Origin of the sequence: Hylemonella gracilis (assembly GCF_004328645.1) — a bacterium.
Lineage (GTDB): Bacteria > Pseudomonadota > Gammaproteobacteria > Burkholderiales > Burkholderiaceae_C > Hylemonella > Hylemonella gracilis_B.
In genome coordinates this window covers 905,889-923,855 of sequence record NZ_CP031395.1, presented here as the reverse complement: position 1 = coordinate 923,855, position 17,967 = coordinate 905,889, and the positions used below count along the sequence as shown (strand labels likewise).

Annotated in this window: 17 protein-coding genes; 11 read left to right on the top strand and 6 right to left on the bottom strand. The window is 68.1% G+C overall.

From position 1 onward, the window contains the following. Positions 1–3: 3 nt before the first annotated feature. Genes DW355_RS04455 through DW355_RS04445 form a run of 3 tightly spaced genes read right to left on the bottom strand, consistent with a single transcriptional unit; the run spans position 4 to position 3,007 of the window. Positions 4–945, bottom strand: coding sequence for a branched-chain amino acid ABC transporter permease (locus DW355_RS04455; protein WP_131278134.1), 942 nt, complete (start codon positions 943–945; stop codon positions 4–6). Positions 946–948: 3 nt separating this feature from the next. After that, complete coding sequence (locus DW355_RS04450) at positions 949–2,184, bottom strand: branched-chain amino acid ABC transporter substrate-binding protein (protein WP_131278133.1); 1,236 nt, start codon at positions 2,182–2,184, stop codon at positions 949–951. Between the two features lie 31 nt (positions 2,185–2,215). Continuing rightward, the gene (locus DW355_RS04445; RefSeq protein ID WP_131278132.1) at positions 2,216–3,007 is read right to left on the bottom strand and encodes an SDR family oxidoreductase; all 792 of its coding nucleotides are present in this window, start codon (positions 3,005–3,007) and stop codon (positions 2,216–2,218) included. A gap of 175 nt (positions 3,008–3,182) precedes the next feature. Between DW355_RS04445 and DW355_RS04440 the strand changes: the two genes are divergently transcribed. The 7 genes from DW355_RS04440 to DW355_RS04410 all read left to right on the top strand — a co-directional run bounded on the left by DW355_RS04440 (position 3,183) and on the right by DW355_RS04410 (position 11,392). Next, the gene (locus tag DW355_RS04440; RefSeq protein WP_131278131.1) at positions 3,183–5,126 is read left to right on the top strand and encodes a helix-turn-helix domain-containing protein; all 1,944 of its coding nucleotides are present in this window, start codon (positions 3,183–3,185) and stop codon (positions 5,124–5,126) included. A 33-nt stretch (positions 5,127–5,159) separates the two neighbouring features. Then, positions 5,160–6,701, top strand: a complete 1,542-nt coding sequence (locus DW355_RS04435) for a DHA2 family efflux MFS transporter permease subunit (RefSeq protein ID WP_431733213.1) — start codon at positions 5,160–5,162, stop codon at positions 6,699–6,701. Positions 6,702–6,719: 18 nt separating this feature from the next. Next, a complete protein-coding gene (locus tag DW355_RS04430; protein ID WP_131278130.1) occupies positions 6,720–7,481 on the top strand; it encodes a class II glutamine amidotransferase in 762 nt (253 codons plus the stop codon). A gap of 33 nt (positions 7,482–7,514) precedes the next feature. After that, positions 7,515–8,123 carry a phosphatidylglycerophosphatase A family protein gene (locus DW355_RS04425; protein WP_131278129.1) on the top strand — a complete coding sequence of 203 codons (609 nt, stop codon included), beginning with the start codon at positions 7,515–7,517 and terminating at the stop codon, positions 8,121–8,123. A gap of 105 nt (positions 8,124–8,228) precedes the next feature. Continuing rightward, on the top strand, positions 8,229–8,735 hold the full coding sequence (locus DW355_RS04420) for a CinA family protein (RefSeq protein ID WP_131278128.1): 507 nt from the start codon (positions 8,229–8,231) through the stop codon (positions 8,733–8,735). A 31-nt stretch (positions 8,736–8,766) separates the two neighbouring features. Continuing rightward, positions 8,767–10,491, top strand: coding sequence for an FMN-binding glutamate synthase family protein (locus DW355_RS04415; protein ID WP_131278127.1), 1,725 nt, complete (start codon positions 8,767–8,769; stop codon positions 10,489–10,491). A gap of 238 nt (positions 10,492–10,729) precedes the next feature. Beyond that, complete coding sequence (locus DW355_RS04410) at positions 10,730–11,392, top strand: YitT family protein (RefSeq protein WP_131282296.1); 663 nt, start codon at positions 10,730–10,732, stop codon at positions 11,390–11,392. 65 nt (positions 11,393–11,457) lie between these two features. Here the strand turns inward: DW355_RS04410 and DW355_RS04405 are convergent, their stop codons facing one another. Continuing rightward, entirely contained in the window at positions 11,458–12,390 is a 933-nt protein-coding gene (locus DW355_RS04405; protein ID WP_131278126.1) for a LysR family transcriptional regulator, read from the bottom strand. A gap of 116 nt (positions 12,391–12,506) precedes the next feature. Here DW355_RS04405 and DW355_RS04400 point away from each other — a divergent pair, with 116 nt between their 5' ends. The 3 genes from DW355_RS04400 to msrA all read left to right on the top strand — a co-directional run bounded on the left by DW355_RS04400 (position 12,507) and on the right by msrA (position 14,216). Beyond that, the gene (locus tag DW355_RS04400; RefSeq protein WP_347562743.1) at positions 12,507–13,145 is read left to right on the top strand and encodes a pyridoxamine 5'-phosphate oxidase family protein; all 639 of its coding nucleotides are present in this window, start codon (positions 12,507–12,509) and stop codon (positions 13,143–13,145) included. Positions 13,146–13,255: 110 nt separating this feature from the next. Next, positions 13,256–13,699: a peptide-methionine (R)-S-oxide reductase MsrB gene (msrB, locus tag DW355_RS04395; RefSeq protein WP_131278125.1), complete on the top strand. Its 444-nt coding sequence runs from the start codon at positions 13,256–13,258 to the stop codon at positions 13,697–13,699. 1 nt (position 13,700) lies between these two features. Next, the gene (msrA, locus tag DW355_RS04390; protein ID WP_131278124.1) at positions 13,701–14,216 is read left to right on the top strand and encodes a peptide-methionine (S)-S-oxide reductase MsrA; all 516 of its coding nucleotides are present in this window, start codon (positions 13,701–13,703) and stop codon (positions 14,214–14,216) included. 70 nt (positions 14,217–14,286) lie between these two features. Here msrA and ssb read toward each other — a convergent pair whose 3' ends face one another. After that, positions 14,287–14,832 carry a single-stranded DNA-binding protein gene (ssb, locus tag DW355_RS04385; protein ID WP_131278123.1) on the bottom strand — a complete coding sequence of 182 codons (546 nt, stop codon included), beginning with the start codon at positions 14,830–14,832 and terminating at the stop codon, positions 14,287–14,289. 143 nt (positions 14,833–14,975) lie between these two features. After that, the gene (locus DW355_RS04380; protein ID WP_131282293.1) at positions 14,976–16,241 is read right to left on the bottom strand and encodes an MFS transporter; all 1,266 of its coding nucleotides are present in this window, start codon (positions 16,239–16,241) and stop codon (positions 14,976–14,978) included. A gap of 223 nt (positions 16,242–16,464) precedes the next feature. Here DW355_RS04380 and DW355_RS04375 point away from each other — a divergent pair, with 223 nt between their 5' ends. Beyond that, positions 16,465–17,904, top strand: coding sequence for a chloride channel protein (locus DW355_RS04375; RefSeq protein ID WP_131278122.1), 1,440 nt, complete (start codon positions 16,465–16,467; stop codon positions 17,902–17,904). Positions 17,905–17,967: the final 63 nt, after the last annotated feature.

Sequence of the window (17,967 nt, the reverse complement as noted above, 5' to 3'; positions counted from 1 at the left end):
AGTTCAGGTCTTGTCGCCCAGCAAACCCTGCGGCCGCAACAGCAGGACGAGCAGCATCAACACAAAAGGCAAGGTGGCGGACAGGCTGGAGAGCTTGAGCGTGAGCAGCCCACCCAAGGCACGCGCCCCATCGCCCAGGCCCACGAGTGCCAACAGATCGGCCAGGCTGCTGTCGATGCCCACGGCCACCGAGGTCAGCACGCCGATCAGCAGCGAGGCCAGCATCGCCCCGCCCAGCGAACCCAAGCCCCCCACGACCACCACGACAAAGACCATGACGCCGATTTCCAGCGCCATGTTCGGACTGGTGGTGTAGAACGCCCCGGCCACGGCGCCCGCCAGGCCGGCCAGCGCCGCGCCCACGCCGAACACGCCCATGAAAACGAGCTGCACGTTGTGGCCCAGCGCCTCGACCATGCGCGGCTTGTAGATGGCCGATCGCACGATGATGCCCACCCGGGTCCGCGTGAGCAGGAGGTAGAGCAGCGCGAACATGAGCAGGGCCACGCCCCCCATCAAGAGCCGGTACAGGGGGTACTGCTGACCGCTGAGCACAAAGGCAGGGCCGTCGAGCGCGGCAGGCACCCGGTAGTTCACCGGGAAGTTGCCGAACAGCAGCTTGATGCCCTCGGCGATGATGAAGGACAGGCCAAAGGTGAGCAGCAGCTCATGGGCGTGGCCATGGTGGTGGACACGCCGCAGGAAGAAGCGCTCCACCACCGCGCCCACGCCGCCGGCCAACAGGGTCGCCGCCACGATCGCCGGGCCGAAGCCCAGCACGCCTTGCAAGGTGTAGGCGAAGTAGGCGCCGAGCATGTAGAACGATGCATGGGCGAAATTGAGCACCCCCATCATCCCGAAGATCAGCGTCAATCCTGCCGACACCATGAAGAGCAGCAGCCCATAGATGACGCCATTGAGCAGCGCGAACAGCAAGGCTTCCATGGATCAGGCGGGACGCTGCATCTTGCAGCTCGACTGCACGGGTGCGGCGGCCTCGTCGGCGCTGAACACCTTCACGGGCTTGAAACCCAGTTCCGTGTCGTCCACCTTGTAGCGTGCGTCCTTGGCCACGGTGGAGACCACCAGCGGCAGCAGCACCTGGTGGTCTTCGGCGCGCATGCGGGCCTCACCCATGGGGGTCTTGATGCGCGCGGTCTCCATGGCACGGGCAAAGGCATTCACGTCCAGCTTTCCACCCATCGGCTTGGTGCGCTTGAGAGCGTCGGCCACCATGTCCAGCCCGAACACGGTCTGCGGTTCGACGAACACGGGAGCGTGGCCGGTCTTGGTCGTGTAGTCGGCCACGAAGCGGGCCCCCTCGGCGCCGGCCGCTTCGGCGTTGAAGGCGTGGACGATGAAGTGCCCCACGGCGGTGTCACCCGCATTGCGGATGTTGCCCGGCTGATCGAGGAACACCGTGCCGAACGCGGCCTTGAGGCCCGCAGCCTTGGCGGCCTTCATCATCAGCAGCAGGTCGTTGGACCAATTGCCGGTCAGGACCGTCTCGGCACCCGAGGCGCTGATCTTGGCGATGTAGGGCGAAAAATCCTGGATCTTGTTGACGTCGTGCAAGGTCTTTTCAACCACCTGGTAGCCACCCGCCGCCGCATTGGCCACGATGGCGTTCTCCATGTCCTGACCCCAGGAGTAGTTCTGGTTGATCGAATAGACCTTGGAGCCCAGCGCCTTGGCCTGCTTCATGCCCTGCACCAGCACCTTGGTGCGGACCTGGGCGTTGCCCGTGAGGCGGAAGTGGTGGAAGTTGCACTTCTCACCCGTGAGTTCCAGCGCCTCGGCGCCCACGTTGATGTAGACGATTTCCTTGCCCGGATTGCGCAGGTTGTGCTTGCGCACGTCCTCGGTGATCTGCCCGCCGATGGCCGACGAAGCGCCCTGCACGACGATCTGCACGCCGTCGGCGATGGCCGCCTTGAGCTTGTCCGACGCGCCGGCCGGACCGCCCTGGTTGTCGTACTCGACCAGCTGCACGGGCTCACCGTTCCAGCCGCCAGCGGCGTTCATCTTGTCGATGGCGTAACGCACGCCGGCCCGGAAGGTCTGGCCGGTCGAGGCTTGCGGACCGGAAAGGGTTTCCAGCACGGCGATCTTGACCGGCTCTGCATGGGCGGCGCACGCCATCAGCAGCGCCGCGGGCACTGCAATGTAGCGATGGATGTTCATGGTCTGTCTCCTTTTGTTGTGAAGCGAGGGGTTAGAGGTACTCAACGTTGCCGTCCACGCTGATGACCTGACCGGTCAGGTTGCGTGCGCCCGGCGAACACAGGAACAGCGCCGTCGCGGCCACGTCATCGGCGGTGACCATGCGGCGCAGGGAAATCTTCTCGAGGTACTGCTGGCGCATCGCCTCGACGCTGAGGCCCAGGGTCGCCGCGCGCGCCGCGATCACGCCGTCCATGCGCGCGCCCTCGACGACGCCCGGCAAGATGGCGTTGACGCGGATGTCCTGCGGACCCAGTTCGATGGCGAGCGACTTGGTCAGGCCCACGATCGCCCACTTGCTCGCCGCGTACGGGGTGCGGAAGGCATAACCCAGCCGTCCCGCGACCGAGCTCATGGCGATCAGGCACGGCCCGCTGCGGGAGGCCTTGAGCAGCGGCACCGCGCGGCGCGCGAAGTGGAACTGGCTGTCGAGGTTGACCGCCAGGGTGCGCTCCCAGGCGGCGGCGTCGATGTCTTCGATGGCGCCGGTCGGGCCCGCGATGCCGGCATTGCTGACCAGCACGTCCAGTCCGCCCAGCTGGCTGCGCACGCCGTCGAACACCGCGTCGACATCGGAAGCCACCGAGGCATCGGCCATGGTGCCGGTGATGCCCGGCACCTCAGTCGCCAGGCGGTCGATCGCCAGGCGGTCCACGTCGCAGACGTGGACACGCGCGCCAGCGGCGTGAAAGGCGCGCGCCACCGCGGCACCAATCCCGTTGGCTCCGGCCGTGACCAGCACGCGCAAACCGGGAACGGGGCGAAGGGTGTCATGTAAAGCCATGGGGAAGAGGGGTCGATTCGTTGCCAGAAACTGGCGTGAGTCTCCCGAATCTCGGCACGGGGAGCCATGTGCGCGCACCACATAGAATCCCCCTTGTTTATGGCTGCTCCAGCCATAAAAACAGGCATATCAAGGGTTCCTACCGATCAATTCACCGCCCCGCAGGGGAAGGCTCTTGGATTCAGACCAACACCCGCAGATTGCCAACACCTTGCTCGGCCTGCTGCATCGCGGGGCCGCCGCGGAAGAGTTCGCGCAGCAACTCGCTGCCGTGGAGGCACTGCCCCCGAGTCGCCCGGACAAGGCCGACCTGGTCGAAACCGTGCGCCAGGCCATGGCGGTGCGCAATCGCCTGGAAATGCTCCAGCAACGTGAGCAAGGCATGGTCGCGGTGATGGAGTCGGCGCAGGATCTGTCCGAGCGGCTCGAACTCTCGGACCTGCTGACGACCCTCGTGAAACGGACGCGCCATCTGCTGGGCGCCGACATGGCCTGGATTTCCGAGCTGGACGAAGCCCGCGGCGTGTTCCAGGCCCTCGCGGCGGACGGCGGACTCACCCGCAGCTCCACCGCCATGCGAATCCGCAGCGACCGCGGCACGGCCAGCATCGTCATGGCCACGCGCATGCCCTTCACCACGCCGGACTACTTGCACGACACGCGCTTCACGCACGACCCGAAGTTCGACGACATCTTCCGCGCCGAGGGCGTCAGCGCCCTGGTGGGCGTGCCGCTGATCTGGCAGGACGAGGTGATCGGCCTGCTCTTTGCCGCCGACCGTTATGCCCGGGTGCACACGGCGCAGAACATCGCCATCCTGCGCACCCTGGCCACGCATGGGGCAGTGGCCCTGAAGAACGCACGCGATTTCGAGCGCATCACCGCCGCGCTGGGCAAGGCCGACGAGGCCAGGACGGAACTGGAACGGCACGCACGCAATGTGCAGGCGGCCGCGGATGCGCACGAGCAGATCACCGCCTTGCTGGCGCGCGGTGCCTCACTCTCGACCCTGTGCCAGACGGTGGCCGACCTGCTCGGCGGCAGCCTGCTGGTGCTCGACGAAGCCGCGCAGGTCATCAGCCGGGGTACGGCCGAGGGCTACGCGGGCAGCGCGGCGCTGCATTACCAGCCGCATGGCGAGCACAGTGCCGAGCTGGCCCGCGCGCTGCGTCAGGCCCGCACGGCGGGACGCTCCGTGCAGGCCTATGAGGTCGATGGCGAAATCTGCCGCGTCATGCCGGTCATCGGCGGGGAGGATGCGCTGGGCACGCTGGCGCTTTTCCATCGGCGCAGGCTGGAAGATGTCACGGAGCGCACCTTCGAGCGCTGCTCCAGCGTGATCGGCATCGTGCTGCTCTCCCAGGAGCGTCAGGCCGCCAGCAACAGCCGCGAGATGTCGGACCTGATGCACGCCCTGATGTCGCCCAGACAGGGTGAACTCGCGGTGCTGCGCGATCGCTCGGAGCGCTTTGGCCTGGATCTGGGCCAGCCACTGACCCTGGTGCTCGCCGAGCTGGACGGCCCCAGCACCAGCTACGCGGTGCGACGCCTGCTGCAGAGGAGCACCCTCGGGCCCTGTCTGATTGACGACATCGACGGCAACCTGGTCGTGCTTTGCGGTGCCAGCCAGGCCGTCGAGACGCAGCAGGCACTGTCCACCTGGGCGCGGCGCGAGGCGGGCACCGTGCACCGCGGCGTGCTGTCCCGCCCCATCGCCTCCGCGGCCGAATTGCCAGCGCTTCATGCCACGCTCAAACGCGCCCTGGGCGTGCTCAAGCGCCTGGGCGTGAACGACCGGCTGGTTGGCCAGAATGAACTGGCCCTGTACTCGACCCTGTTCGAGACCCACGATGCCACCAGTCTCGGGCAATTTGTCGACGCCAGCATCGGCCCGTTGCTCGCGCACGATCGCAAGCGCGGCACGGACCTCGGGGCCACCTTGCTCTGTTATTTCGACTGCCATCAGAACGCCAAGACCACGGCCCAGCGCCTGGACATCCACGTCAACACCGTGCGCCAGCGCCTGGCCACCATTGAAAACCTGCTGGGCCGTTGGGAACAGGCTGCGCGGGCGCTCGAGATGCACATCGCGCTGCGCCTCTGGAGCCTGAGAGGCTGAATGCCCCGGCCCCTCGGGGCCATGGCAAACTCCATGCCCACACCCGATATGCGCACCGCCCCCTCAACCCCGCGTCCGTCCAGCCTGGCCGAGATGCAGACCCACTACGGCGAAAACTACCGCTGGCGCCTGCTGCTGGCCGTGATGATCGGGACGATGGCGTCCATCATGTCGTCCACCATCGTCAACGTGGCCATTCCCGACCTGAGCCACCACTTCCATCTGGGGCAGGAGCGCGCCCAATGGGCCAGTTCGGGCTTCATGATCGCCACCACGGTGTCCATGCTGTGCACGCCCTGGCTGCTCTCGGCCTTTGGCTACCGCCGCACCTATGTGGTCAGCATGCTGATGCTGCTGGGCGGCGGCGTGGTGGGCGGCCTGTCGAACACCTTTGAGCTGGTGCTGGCCGCGCGCGTGGTGGAGGGCATCGCCGCCGGGGTCGTGCAGCCGATTCCCCCCATCATCATCATGCGCGCCTTTGCCCCCCACGAGCGCGGACGCGCGGGCGGCATCTTCGGCATGGGCGTGGTGCTGGCGCCCGCCATCGGCCCCAGCATCGGCGGCCTGCTGGTCAGCGGCTTCGGCTGGCGCTCCATCTTCTTCATGGTCGTGCCCTTCTGCCTGGCGGCCCTGTGGCTGGCCTACCGCTACGTGCCCGTCTCGGCGCCGGGCGGGGTGGCGCCGGACCGGCACGGCAACCGGCTGGACTGGCCGGGCCTGCTGGTGTCCGGCGTGGGCACGGTGGCCTTGATCAATGGCATGGTCGCGCTGCATGGCGCGGACCGCACGCAGGCCTGGACGCTGCTGGGCCTGGCCGCGGTCTGCCTCGGCGTCTTCTGGACCTGGCAGCACCGGCAGGTGCGCGGGGCCGAACAAGGTGGCGGACCGGGCGGCGGCCAGCCCCTGATGCACCCGGCGCTGTTCAAGTCGCGCTCCTACGCGGCAGGCAGCCTGGTCGCCTTCATCTACGGCACGGCGTTGTTTGGTTCCACCTACCTGCTGCCGCTCTATATCCAGATGGCGCAGGGCCTGTCCCCCGCCCACGTGGGCACCATCATGCTGCCGGCCGGCCTGGTGCTGGCGGTGACGATTCCGCTGGCGGGTCGCCTGTCGGACCGGGTGCCCATCCGGGTGCTGATCTGCGCGGGCCTGGGTCTGCTGGCGGCGTCCTTCGCGCTGATGCTGGTGCTCGGCCTGGGCGCGGCCATCTTCTGGCTGGTGAGCTGGTCCGTGCTGGGGCGCATCGGCCTGGGCTTCATCCTGCCTTCGCTGAACAACGGTGCCATGTCGGGGTTGGAACCCAAGCTCATCTCGCAGGCGTCCAGTGCCATCAACTTCATCCGCATGCTGGGCGGTTCCATCGGCGTGAGCCTGTGCGGCATCGTGCTGGAATGGCGCATCGCCGCGCACGGCGACAACCTCAAGAACGCAGCCAGCAGCCCGGCCCGACTGGCCGCCTTCGACGAAGCCTTCCTGATGCTGGCCCTGCTCTGCGTGGTGGCCATGGTGGCCGCCTGGCGCATGAAGAGCACGCCGCGCCTGGCCCGGCCCGCGCCCCCGGCCGGCGCGAATTGAGGTCACGGGCACCCAGCCATGTGTCAGCTACTCGGTATGAATTGCATCGCGCCGACGGACGTGATGTTCAGCTTCAGCGGCTTCGCCGAGCGCGGCGGGCGCACCGACCACCACAAAGACGGCTGGGGCATCGCCTTCTTCGAGGACAAGGGCGTGCGCCATTTCGTGGACCACCAGGCCGCAGCCGAATCGCCCGTGGCCGAACTGATCCGCCACTACCCCATCAAGAGCCGCAACGTCATCGCCCACATCCGCAAGGCCACGCAAGGCGCGGTGACGCTGCAGAACTGCCACCCCTTCGTGCGCGAGCTCTGGGGGCGTTACTGGGTATTCGCCCACAACGGCGACCTGAAGGACTACGCGCCGCGCCTGCACGGTGGCTTTCGCCCCGTGGGCGAGACCGACAGCGAGCGCGCCTTCTGCTGGCTGATGCAGGAACTGGCCAAGGCGCACGCCACCGTGCCCAGCGTGGCCGAACTCACCCTGACCCTGGGCGAGCTGGTGCCGCGCATCGCGCGCCACGGTGTCTTCAACTTCCTGTTCAGCAATGGCGAAGCGCTTTGGGCGCACGCCTCGACCAAGCTCTGCTACGCGCTGCGCCAGCACCCCTTCGGGCGGGTGACGCTGCGCGACGAAGACCTGAGCCTGAACCTGGCCGAGCTGACCACGCCCGCCGACCGGGTGGTCGTGGTCGCCACCACCCCGTTGACTCAGGACGAAACCTGGATACCCCTGACCCCAGGCGAACTGAAAGTGTTCGTGGACGGCGCGCCCCAGTGAAGACGGCCGCTTTCGCTTCCATAATCCACCCTCATGGCTACACCACAAGAATCCGAACCGGATTCCGGCTTCCACGACTCGCTGCCCACCTTGCCGAGCTGGCATGAAGGCGCGCAACTGCGCATGGTGCGCGCCAACGGGCGCTTTCTGCTGACGCACCCGGCCCACTTGCTGGCGCTGGGCCTGGGCTCGGGCCTGTCGCCCAAGGCGCCCGGCACGGTGGGCACGCTCTGGGCCTGGGCCGCCTTCCTGGTGCTGCAACCCTGGATGACCGAGGCACGCTGGGCGCTGCTGCTGGCCATCGCGCTGCCGGTGGCCTGGTGGGCCGGCTCGCTCACGGCCAAGCACCTGCACAGCAGCGACCCGCGCTGCGTGGTCATCGACGAGATCGTGGCCTTCTGGCTGGTGCTGTGGCTGCTGATGCCGGCCAGCATCTGGGAGCAGCTCGCGGCCTTCGCGCTGTTCCGCTTCTTTGACGCGGTCAAACCCGGCCCCGTGGGCTGGGCCGACCGCCTGTACGAACGCCTCAAACCGGCGCGCGCGCGCTGGGGCTGGACCAAGATCGGCTGGGGCATTCTGCTCGACGACCTGGTGGCCGCGCTCTGCACGCTGATGCTGCTCGCGCTCTGGCGCAGCCTATGAAACACCCCCAGGCTCCGCGCCCTTCGTTCGCTACGCCACCCCCCTCCAAGGGGCAACGCTGGCGGCCCGGCAAAGCCGGTTCCGCGGCGTTCCCCGCTTAGACCCATGCCAGCATCCGCTTTCGCCTTCGTTCAGCAGATCGCGGCGCAATTGCTGACGCGCGGCTGGATGCTGGCCACGGCGGAAAGCTGCACGGGGGGCATGGTGGCAGCGGCCTGCACGGATCTGGCGGGCTCCAGCGCCTGGTTCGAGCGCGGTTTTGTCACGTACTCCAACGCCGCCAAGACCGAGCTGCTGGGCGTGGACGCCGCGCTGATCGAGGCGCACGGCGCCGTCAGCGAGCCGGTGGCGCGGGCCATGGCCGCGGGCGCCATCGCCCGTTCCGCCGCGCAGCTGTCCATCGCCATCACCGGCATCGCGGGGCCCACGGGCGGCAGCGCCGACAAACCGGTGGGCACGGTTTGGTTCGGCTGGGGTGCCCAGTTGGGAACGGGCACGCCCCTGCTGCGCGCCGAGCGGCTGCAGTTGCCGGGCGACCGCGCCGCCGTGCGCGCCACGGCCACCGAACACGCCTTGCGTGGCCTGCTGGCCTTGCTGGCCACGCTGGACTGATAACAAGCGCCCCCAGCGCAAGGAGACGACCATGCGCCACGCGATCAACGAGTCCGTCCGACTGCTGCTGCGCCACGCCGCGCTGGGCCTGAGCCTGCTGGCCCTGTTGATTGGCCTGGGCCTGTGCGCCCGGGATTGGTCAGCCTTTCTGGAATTCAGTGCCCATGCCCCAGGCAACGCAGACCTGGGCGCCGGGTCAAGCGCGCTGAGCTGGCTGCAGGTGCTGGGCCTGCTGGGCTGGCCACTGTGGCTGACGCTGGTCGGCGCGGTGCTGTCGGCCATTGGCCTGCGCGACCTGGTGCAGACGCGCCATGCGGTGCTGCGCAACTACCCGCTGCTGGGGCACCTGCGATTTCTGCTGGAGTTCATCCGGCCCGAGATCCGCCAGTACTTCATCGAGGGAGAAAACGAGGCCGCGCCGTTTTCGCGCGCGCAGCGCTCCCTGGTCTACCAGCGCGCCAAGGGCGTGCCGGACAACCGACCCTTCGGCACGCTGCTGGACGTTTCGCGCAACGGGCACGAGTGGATCAACCACTCCATGGCGCCCACGCGCATTGACGGCCAGGACTTCCGCGTGCTCATCGGCGAGGGGCGCAAGCGCCCCTACAACGCGAGCGTCTACAACATCTCGGCCATGAGCTTTGGCTCACTCTCGGCCAACGCCATCCTCGCGCTCAACGCGGGCGCCAAGCGCGGCGGCTTCGCGCACGACACGGGCGAGGGCTCCATCTCCGCCCACCACCGCGTGCATGGCGGCGACCTGATCTGGCAGATCGCCTCCGGCTACTTTGGCTGCCGCCACCCCGATGGCACGTTCGACCCACAAAGCTTCGCCGCCCAGGCGCGCGACCCACAGGTCAAGCTGATCGAGGTCAAGCTCAGCCAGGGCGCCAAGCCCGGGCATGGCGGCATCCTGCCGGCGGCCAAGGTGACGGCCGAGATCGCCGCCGCGCGCGGCGTGCCTGAGGGCCTGGCCTGCATTTCACCGCCAGCGCACAGCGCGTTCTCGTCGCCGCTGGGTCTGCTGCAGTTCATCGAGCAGTTGCGTGAACTCTCGGGCAGCAAGCCGGTGGGCTTCAAGTTCTGCGTGGGCCACCCCTGGGAATGGTTCGGCATCGTCAAGGCCATGCTGGAGACCGGCATCCTGCCGGACTTCATCGTGGTAGACGGCGCCGAGGGCGGCACCGGCGCCTCGCCGCTGGAGTTTTCCGACCACGTGGGCGCGCCGCTGCAGGAGGGCCTGCTGCTGGTGCATAACACGCTCAAGGGTGCGGGCCTGCGCGGGCGCATCCGCGTGGGCGCGGCGGGCAAGGTGGTCAGCGCCTTCGACATCGCGCGTACCCTGGCCATGGGCGCGGACTGGTGCAACGCGGCGCGTGGTTTCATGTTCGCCTTGGGCTGCATCCAGGCCCAGACCTGCCACACCGGCCACTGCCCCACGGGCGTGACCACGCAGGACCCGCTGCGCCAGCGCGCCCTGGTGGTGCCGGACAAGGCCGAGCGGGTTTACCGCTTCCACCACAACACCCTGCACGCGCTCAAGGAGCTGGTGCAGGCTGCCGGGCTGCGGCACCCCAACGAAATCACGGCCCACCACATCGTGCGCCGGGTGGACGAGAACGACGTGCGACTGCTCTCCAACCTCGTCACCCAACTGGAAGAGGGCGAGTTGCTGGATACGGCCAAGCTGGACAAGCTGCACAACGTCTACCGCTACTACTGGCCCCGGGCGCGGTCGGACCGGTTCACGCTCTGAGGCCCGGGGCGGCTGGGTTGGCATGGCTGCAGCCCGCCGGCAACAGTCAGGCCGTGATTTTTCCGTGACCGCCACCGGCGCGCGGCGGGCGTCCCGTCAGGCCGGGCGATTTCGGTGTCTAATTTCGCCCGTGTCCGCCATGCAACCCGTGGCGGGTGCCTCGTTGTCCGCCCCTGCGGCCCATCCGGCCGCGCCCCTGTTGCCCATCCCGCAACTGCCCCAGGTTCACGAACCCGCCATGAAAATCGACCCCGCACCCAGTGCCCCGGAAAGCGCCCTGCCCGGTGCTGCATCCAGCCCCATCCAGGCCGTGCCCCACACCTGGCTGGAAGACGCCATCGCCCTGACCACGGGCGTGCTCTTCGTCGCCCTGGGCCTGGTGATGTTCAAGCACGCCGGCATCCTGATCGGCGGCGTGGCCGGCCTGGCCTTCCTGGCCAGCTACGCCTTTGGCTGGAACCTCGGCCTGTGCTTCTTCCTCTTCAGCCTGCCGTTCTTCTGGCTGTCCTGGAAGCAGTTGGGCCTGGAATTCACACTCAAGAGCCTGGGCTCGGTGGCGGCGGTGTCCGTCTTCACGGCGCTGGCGCCCCGGGTGCTGCAGTTCGACCAGGTCAACCCCTGGCTGGCTGCCGTGCTGGGCGGCCTGCTGATCGGTTTCGGCCTGCTGGCCCTGCTGCGCCACCACGCCAGCGTGGGTGGCGTCAACATCCTGGCCCAGTGGGCGCAACAGAAGCGCGGCTATTCGGCCGGCAAGGTGCAGCTCGCGGTGGACCTGCCCATCGTGCTGCTGGCCTTCCTGGTCGTCACGCCCGAGCGCGTGCTGCAGTCCGTGCTGGGCGCGCTGGCGCTGGGAGCCTTCCTGGCGCTGAACCACAAACCCGGGCGCTATCTGGGTGTGTGACCCCTCGCCTGCGACGGCGGGCCCGGGACTCGGGTGCGCCAAGCATGCGAACGATGCGGGGCGGTTCAGCGCCCGCCCATCACCGCCTCGACTTCGGCCAAACGTTGTTCGAGGCGTGGCGCGGCAAAGTCCAGAAACTCACGCAACTTCAGCGGTATCAGCCGCTTGCTGGGATAGACCAGATTCACGGGCAAGGGCGCGCTGTCATGGGCGACCAGCAGCGGCACCAGGCGCCCGGCCGCGACATGCGGTGCCACCTGGTAACTGGTGGCCTGCACCAGGCCCAGGCCTGCGATCGCTGCCTGCAGGGCCGACTCTGGGGTGCTCGTGGCCAGGCGCACGGGCACCGGCACCTGCTGCTCCGTGAACCTGTCCCCCTGGCGCAGCGTGAATGTCCAGGTCTTGTGCAGCCCCAGCCCGGTCCAACTGATGCCATCGTGCGCAGCGAGGGCGGACAAATCCAGCGGCGTTCCACGCGCCTCCAGATACGCGGGCGCCGCGCACACGACGACCCGGATGGCGCCCAGTTCGCGCGCCACCAGGCTGCTGTCGGCCAGCGTGCCGATGCGCAGCGCGCAGTCCACATGCTCTTCCACCAGCGGCAGCACGCGGTCCGCCAGTTGCAGGTGGACATTGACTTGTGCGTACGCGCGCAAGAACTCGTGCACCACCGGCTGCAGATGTTGCTGGCCGAAACCCAGCGGCGCGGTGATGACCAAGTCCCCCTTGGGTTCGCGGTACTCGCCGCTGACATCCTCGTCGGCCTCCCGCAAGGCATCAATGACCCGGCTGCAGGTCTCAAGGTAGCGCCGGCCACCGTCGGTCAGCGCCACGTGGCGCGTGGTCCGCACGAACAGCCGCACCCCCAGCGCTTCCTCGAGCAAGGCCACCTTGCGGCTGACGTTCGCCACCGGCAAGCCCAGGGCGCGGCTGGCGGCCGAGAAGCCCCCCGCTCGGGCCACCGCCACAAAGGCGGTGATGGCGTCGAATCGGTCCATATCTTTCCAATTTACGAGAAAGTGATTCCTGATTCAGCCAGATTATCAAATCTGGCGACATGAAAAACAATGCGACACACGTCCCCACCTGCCGGACGCCCCTCCAGGAGATCACCATGAGCCACGCTTTCGCGGACATCACATTCACACCCGCCGTGCGCGCGGCTCAGGCCCGCGATGGCAGTCGCGCGCAGTACGCACGGGCCTTCGAGTCGGGCGGCGAGCTTGAGCATGCTGAACTCGGGCCGTCTGAAGCGGCCTTCATCCAGGCCCAGCGCAGCTTCTACATGGCCACCGTGTCGGAAACGGGCTGGCCCTATGTGCAGCACCGGGGTGGCCGCCCAGGCTTTCTGCGCGTCGTTGATGCGCGGACCCTGGTGTTCACCGACGTGCCGGGCAACCGGCAGTTCATCAGCGTCGGCAATTTGGCGAACAACGATCGCGTGGCCTTGATCCTGATGGACTACGCGCGTCGCCGACGCCTGAAGCTCCTGGGCCGGCTGAGCGTGCGGGACTCCACAGACCCGGAACACCCCGGACGCGAGATGACGATCCGGGTCGAGGCCTACGACTGGAACTGCCCCAGCACATCCCCCAGCGATTCGAAGCCGAGGATGTGCAGCGCGCGCTCGACGAACGTGACCAGCGCATCGCGCAGCTGGAGGCCCAGCTGGCCCAAGTTGCTGCCCGGCCGGGTGCCTGATTTCACTGGCACGACAGGGTACGGCGCGGCGGAGCTTGTCCCGCCACCGTGACTACGATCACACCAGACGCCCCCCGGCGCCCCGCTGCGGCCGCTTGAAAATTCCCCGCGCGGGGCCATGTGCAGAGACCCCGCCCCACCTCGAAAGGCACTGGAATGCAGATGACGTACACCAAGGCACCCGAAGCGATCGCCCGTCTGACCCCCGAGCAATTTCGGGTGACTCAGCGCAACGGAACGGAGTACCCAGGCACCGGCGAATACCTGGACAACCACGCGCCGGGCATCTATGTCGACATCGTCTCGGGCGAACCCTTGTTCGCGTCGTCGGACAAATTCGAGTCCGGCTGCGGCTGGCCGAGCTTCACCAAGCCCATCGTGCCCGCGTACGTGAACGAACTGCGCGACGTCAGCCACGGCATGGTGCGCACGGAGGTGCGCTCGGTGCATGGCGACAGCCATCTCGGACACGTCTTCCCCGATGGCCCAACGGACCGCGGCGGGCTGCGATACTGCATCAATTCGGCCTCCTTGCGTTTCGTCCACCGTGACGACATGCAAGCGCAGGGCTATGGGGAATACCTGAACCAGGTGGAGGAAATCTGAGATGGCGACTGAACGCGCAGTGTTGGCAGGCGGCTGCTTCTGGGGCATGCAGGACTTGATCCGCAAGATGCCCGGTGTGGTGTCGACCCGGGTGGGTTACTCGGGCGGTGACGTGCCGAACGCGACCTACCGCAACCACGGTACCCATGCCGAGGCGATCGAGATCGTCTTCGATCCCGCCGTGATGAGCTACCGGCGCTTGCTGGAGTTTTTCTTCCAGATCCACGACCCCACCACGCCCAACCGGCAAGGCAATGACCGCGGAACGTCGTACCGCTCGGCGATCTATGTCACGTCGGAAACGCAGCGACGCGAAGCAATCGACACCATCCAGGACGTCGAGGCCTCCGGCCTGTGGCCAGGCAAGGTGGTGACGCAAGTCGAGGCTGTGGGCGACTTCTGGGAGGCGGAACCGGAGCACCAGGACTACCTGGAAAAGCACCCGGGGGGCTACACCTGCCATTTCGCGCGGCCGGACTGGGTTTTGCCGCGACGCGGTGCGGCGCAAGCGGCATGAACCACGCAAAAGGCCCCTGCTCACGGAGAGCGGGGGCCTTCTGAGCGGCAAGACAAGCTAATTTTCCGACTCAAAATGGGATGTCGTCATCCATGTCGTCGAAGCCCGAGCCCGCGGCCGGCGCGGGCTTGGCGGCGGGGGCCGAACGCTGGGGTGCGGCCGCAGGACGTGCGTAACCGCCGCCCTGCTGACCACCACCCGATGGGGCCGCGCTGCGCGCGGGCGGGCGGCTGGCACCGCCACCGTAGCCACCACCGTCCTCGTCCGGATTGCCCATGCCCTGGCGACCGCCGAGCAACTGCATTTCGCTGGCGATGATGTCGGTGGCATTCTTCTCGATGCCGTCCTTGTCGGTGTATTTGCGGTAGGTCAGGCGACCTTCGACGTAGATGGGCGTGCCCTTCTTGACGTACTCACCCACAATCTCGGCCAGGCGCTCGAAAAAAGTGACACGGTGCCACTGCGTTTCCTCGACCATCTCACCGGAATTGCGGTCCTTGCGGCGGCTCGTGGTGGCGATGCTGATGTTGGCCACGGCGCCGCCCGAGGGCAGGTAGCGGATTTCGGGGTCGCGGCCGCAGTTGCCGACCAGGATGACTTTGTTAACGGATGCCATGGCTAACTCCTGATTCCTAGATTCCTGAATGCGCGGGGTCCTGCGCATGATGGGGCCGATTATCCCGCCAATGGCCCGGCGGCCGAACGGCCTGATGTTTCACACTTGGCGAATTCTGAACGTCTGATCAGCGGCCCGGGACTTCACCGGCTCCCCACGTCGCCGCGCCCCGGCACCTTCATGGGCCAGGCCACCCAGAGCCACAGGCCCATGGCAGCGGTGCAGGCAAGAAAGATCGCCGACGCACCACCCTGCCGGGCCAGCCAGCCACCGCCCGCGCCACCCACGAACAGGCCCAGGGACTGCACGGCGTTGTACACGCCCAGCGCCGTGCCACGCGCGCGGGCTGGCGCGATGCGCGACACCAGGCTGGGCTGCGTGGCTTCCAGCACGTTGAAGCCACAGAAAAAGACGAACAACAGCAGGCCAAGCAGGACCACGCCCAGCACGGCACGCCAGGCCCCAGCCGTCGCCAGAGCGCTGGCCTCGGGCAGCACCGCGACAGCCGCCAGCAGGCCCAGCTGCGCCAGGCCGATCAGGCCGATGGCGACCAGGAAAACCGCACGCAGGTAGCCCCGTTTTTCCAGCGGGAACAGGGTGGCCATCATCACGAAGAAGGAAGCCAGCACCGCGGGCAGGTAGACCCACCAGTGGTGGCGCGCCTCCAGACCCGCGCGCAACAGCAAGGCAGGCACGGCCATCCACATCGCCAGTTGCACGGCATGCAGCAGGAAAACGCCCGCGTCCAGGCGCAGCAGGCCGGGATGGCGCAGCACCTCGCGCAGGCCCGCGCGCAGCGAAGCCGGGGCGGGCTTGGCTTCTCCAGCTTCTGCCCCTTGCACCACGGCCGGTACCTCGGGTGGCACAACCCAGATCACCACGGCCACGCCGCCCAAGGCCAACAGCGCAGTGAACCAGAACAAGCCGCTCAGGCCGATCCAGGCCGCGAGCAGCGGCGCCAGAAGCAGAGAGAGCGCGAACATCAACCCGATGCTGGCGCCGACCAGGGCCATGGCCTTGGTGCGCACTGCGTCGCGGGTCTGGTCGGCCAGCAAGGCGGAGACCGCCGCCGAGACGGCACCCGCGCCCTGGAGTGCTCGGCCAGCCAGGAGGCCCATCAGGTGGTCGGCCAGGGCGGCGACCAGGCTGCCGAGCGCGAACACCAGCAAGCCCAGCACGATGACGCGCTTGCGGCCATAGCGGTCCGAGGCCAGGCCATAGGGCAATTGCAGCAGGGCTTGCGTGAGACCGTAGATGCCCATGGCCAGGCCAACCAGCGCCACGTTGTCGCCGCCGGGGTAGCGCTGCGCCTCCAGCGCGAAGACGGGCAGGACGAGGAACAGGCCCAGCATGCGCAGGGCGAAGATGCCGGCCAGGGAGAAACTGGCGCGCCGCTCCGTGGCCGTCATCGCGGTAGACCCTGCCCCGGGCACCGGGGAGGAGGACACGGAAGGGATGGAGGTACTCGGCACGGGGGCAGACAGTGGACAGCAAGGGCGCCGTGAGGGCGCAGCCCTCCATTGTCCATGATCTCGCGTGTCACAATGGACCGGCGCAGGGGCCCTGCGCGGAAGCATCGATGCCGATGCACCGTTGCGCCCTCATTCATCCGTTCTCGCCTGTTGCCCGCCGATGCATGACGCCCAGCCCCCTCGCCCGCCCCAGGGCTCCGATGCGCGCGACGCGCCGCACCACGACCCGCAGACCGACTTCCTGCAGAACTTCCAGAACGAGCTTTCCAACGGCCGCCAATGGCTGGAGCGCGCCATCGTGCTGGCCCACGCCGTGGTCGCCGGGCTGGCGGTGGTGGGCTTCACCCTGCTGTCCGACGGGGCCTTCAGCTTGTTCCAAGGCCTGTACGCCGCCCTGCCCTGGGCGGTGCTGATCTGGATGCCGCTGCTGACCGGCGGCATCGTCTGGCTGACCCGCCGGTTCGCGCCAGGCGCGGGCGGCTCGGGTATTCCGCAGGTGATGGCCGCGCTGGACCCGATGTTGCCGCCCGATGCGGGCCATCGTTTCGTCTCCCTGCGCCTGGCCGTGAGCAAGATCGGGCTCGGCGCGGCGGGCCTGCTGGCCGGCCTGTCGCTGGGACGCGAGGGCCCGTCGGTGCAGGTGGCTGCGGGCGTGATGCAGAACGCGCGGCGCTGGCTGCGCCCGGGTTCGAGCATCGACCGCCAGGCCTTGCTGGTGGCCGGCGGCGCGGCCGGCATCGCAGCGGCCTTCAACGCGCCGCTGGCGGGCGTGGTGTTCGCCATCGAGGAACTGTCGCGCAAGCTGGAGTCGCGCAGCAGCGGCTTGGTGCTGGCCGCCATCGTGCTGGCGGGACTGATGAGCGTCTCGGCTTTCGGCAACCTGTCCTACTTCGGCGTCATCCACGTGCCGCGCCAGGGGTGGGACATGCTGCTGCCCGGCCTGCTGGTGACCGTGTCCTGCGGCCTGCTGGGCGGGCTGTTCGCGCGCCTGCTGATCGCCTCGCTCACGGGCGCGCCCAGTCGCTTCAACCGGTGGCGCGCGCGCTGGCCGGTGCGCTTCGGCATGGCCCTGGGCCTGGCGCTGGCAGTCATCGGCCTGGTCACGGGCGGCGCCACCTTCGGCGCGGGCTCGGAGACCGTGCGCCAGATGCTGGCCGGCGAGCAGCAAGCCGTGGCCGCGCCCTTCTACGTCACACTCAAGTTCGTCGCCACTTGGCTCACGTCCTGGGCCGGCGTGCCGGGGGGCATCTTCGCGCCGGCCCTCTCCATCGGCGCAGGCATCGGCCACAACGTGGCGCAGTTCCCGCTGGATGGCGCGGCCGGTCTGGCCCCCGCGCTGATCGCCATGGGCATGGCCGCCTTCCTGGCTGCCGTGACCCAGGCGCCGCTGACGGCCTTCATCATCGTGATGGAAATGGTGGATGGCCACGCCATGGTGCTCAGCCTGATGGCCGCCGCCATGCTGTCCAGCCTGATCTCGCGACTGATCAGTCGATCGCTGTACGCGGCCCTGGCCGAGTACATGGTGCGCGCGGTGCTCGCGCCGCCCTCGTCACCGGCTCCGTCCGCAAGCCCGACCGTGCAACGCCCCGGTGGCTGAAGCGGGCCCATGCGGGCGGCCGGGGATTTCTCTATCATGGTGGGTTTCGCATTCCCCACCCTC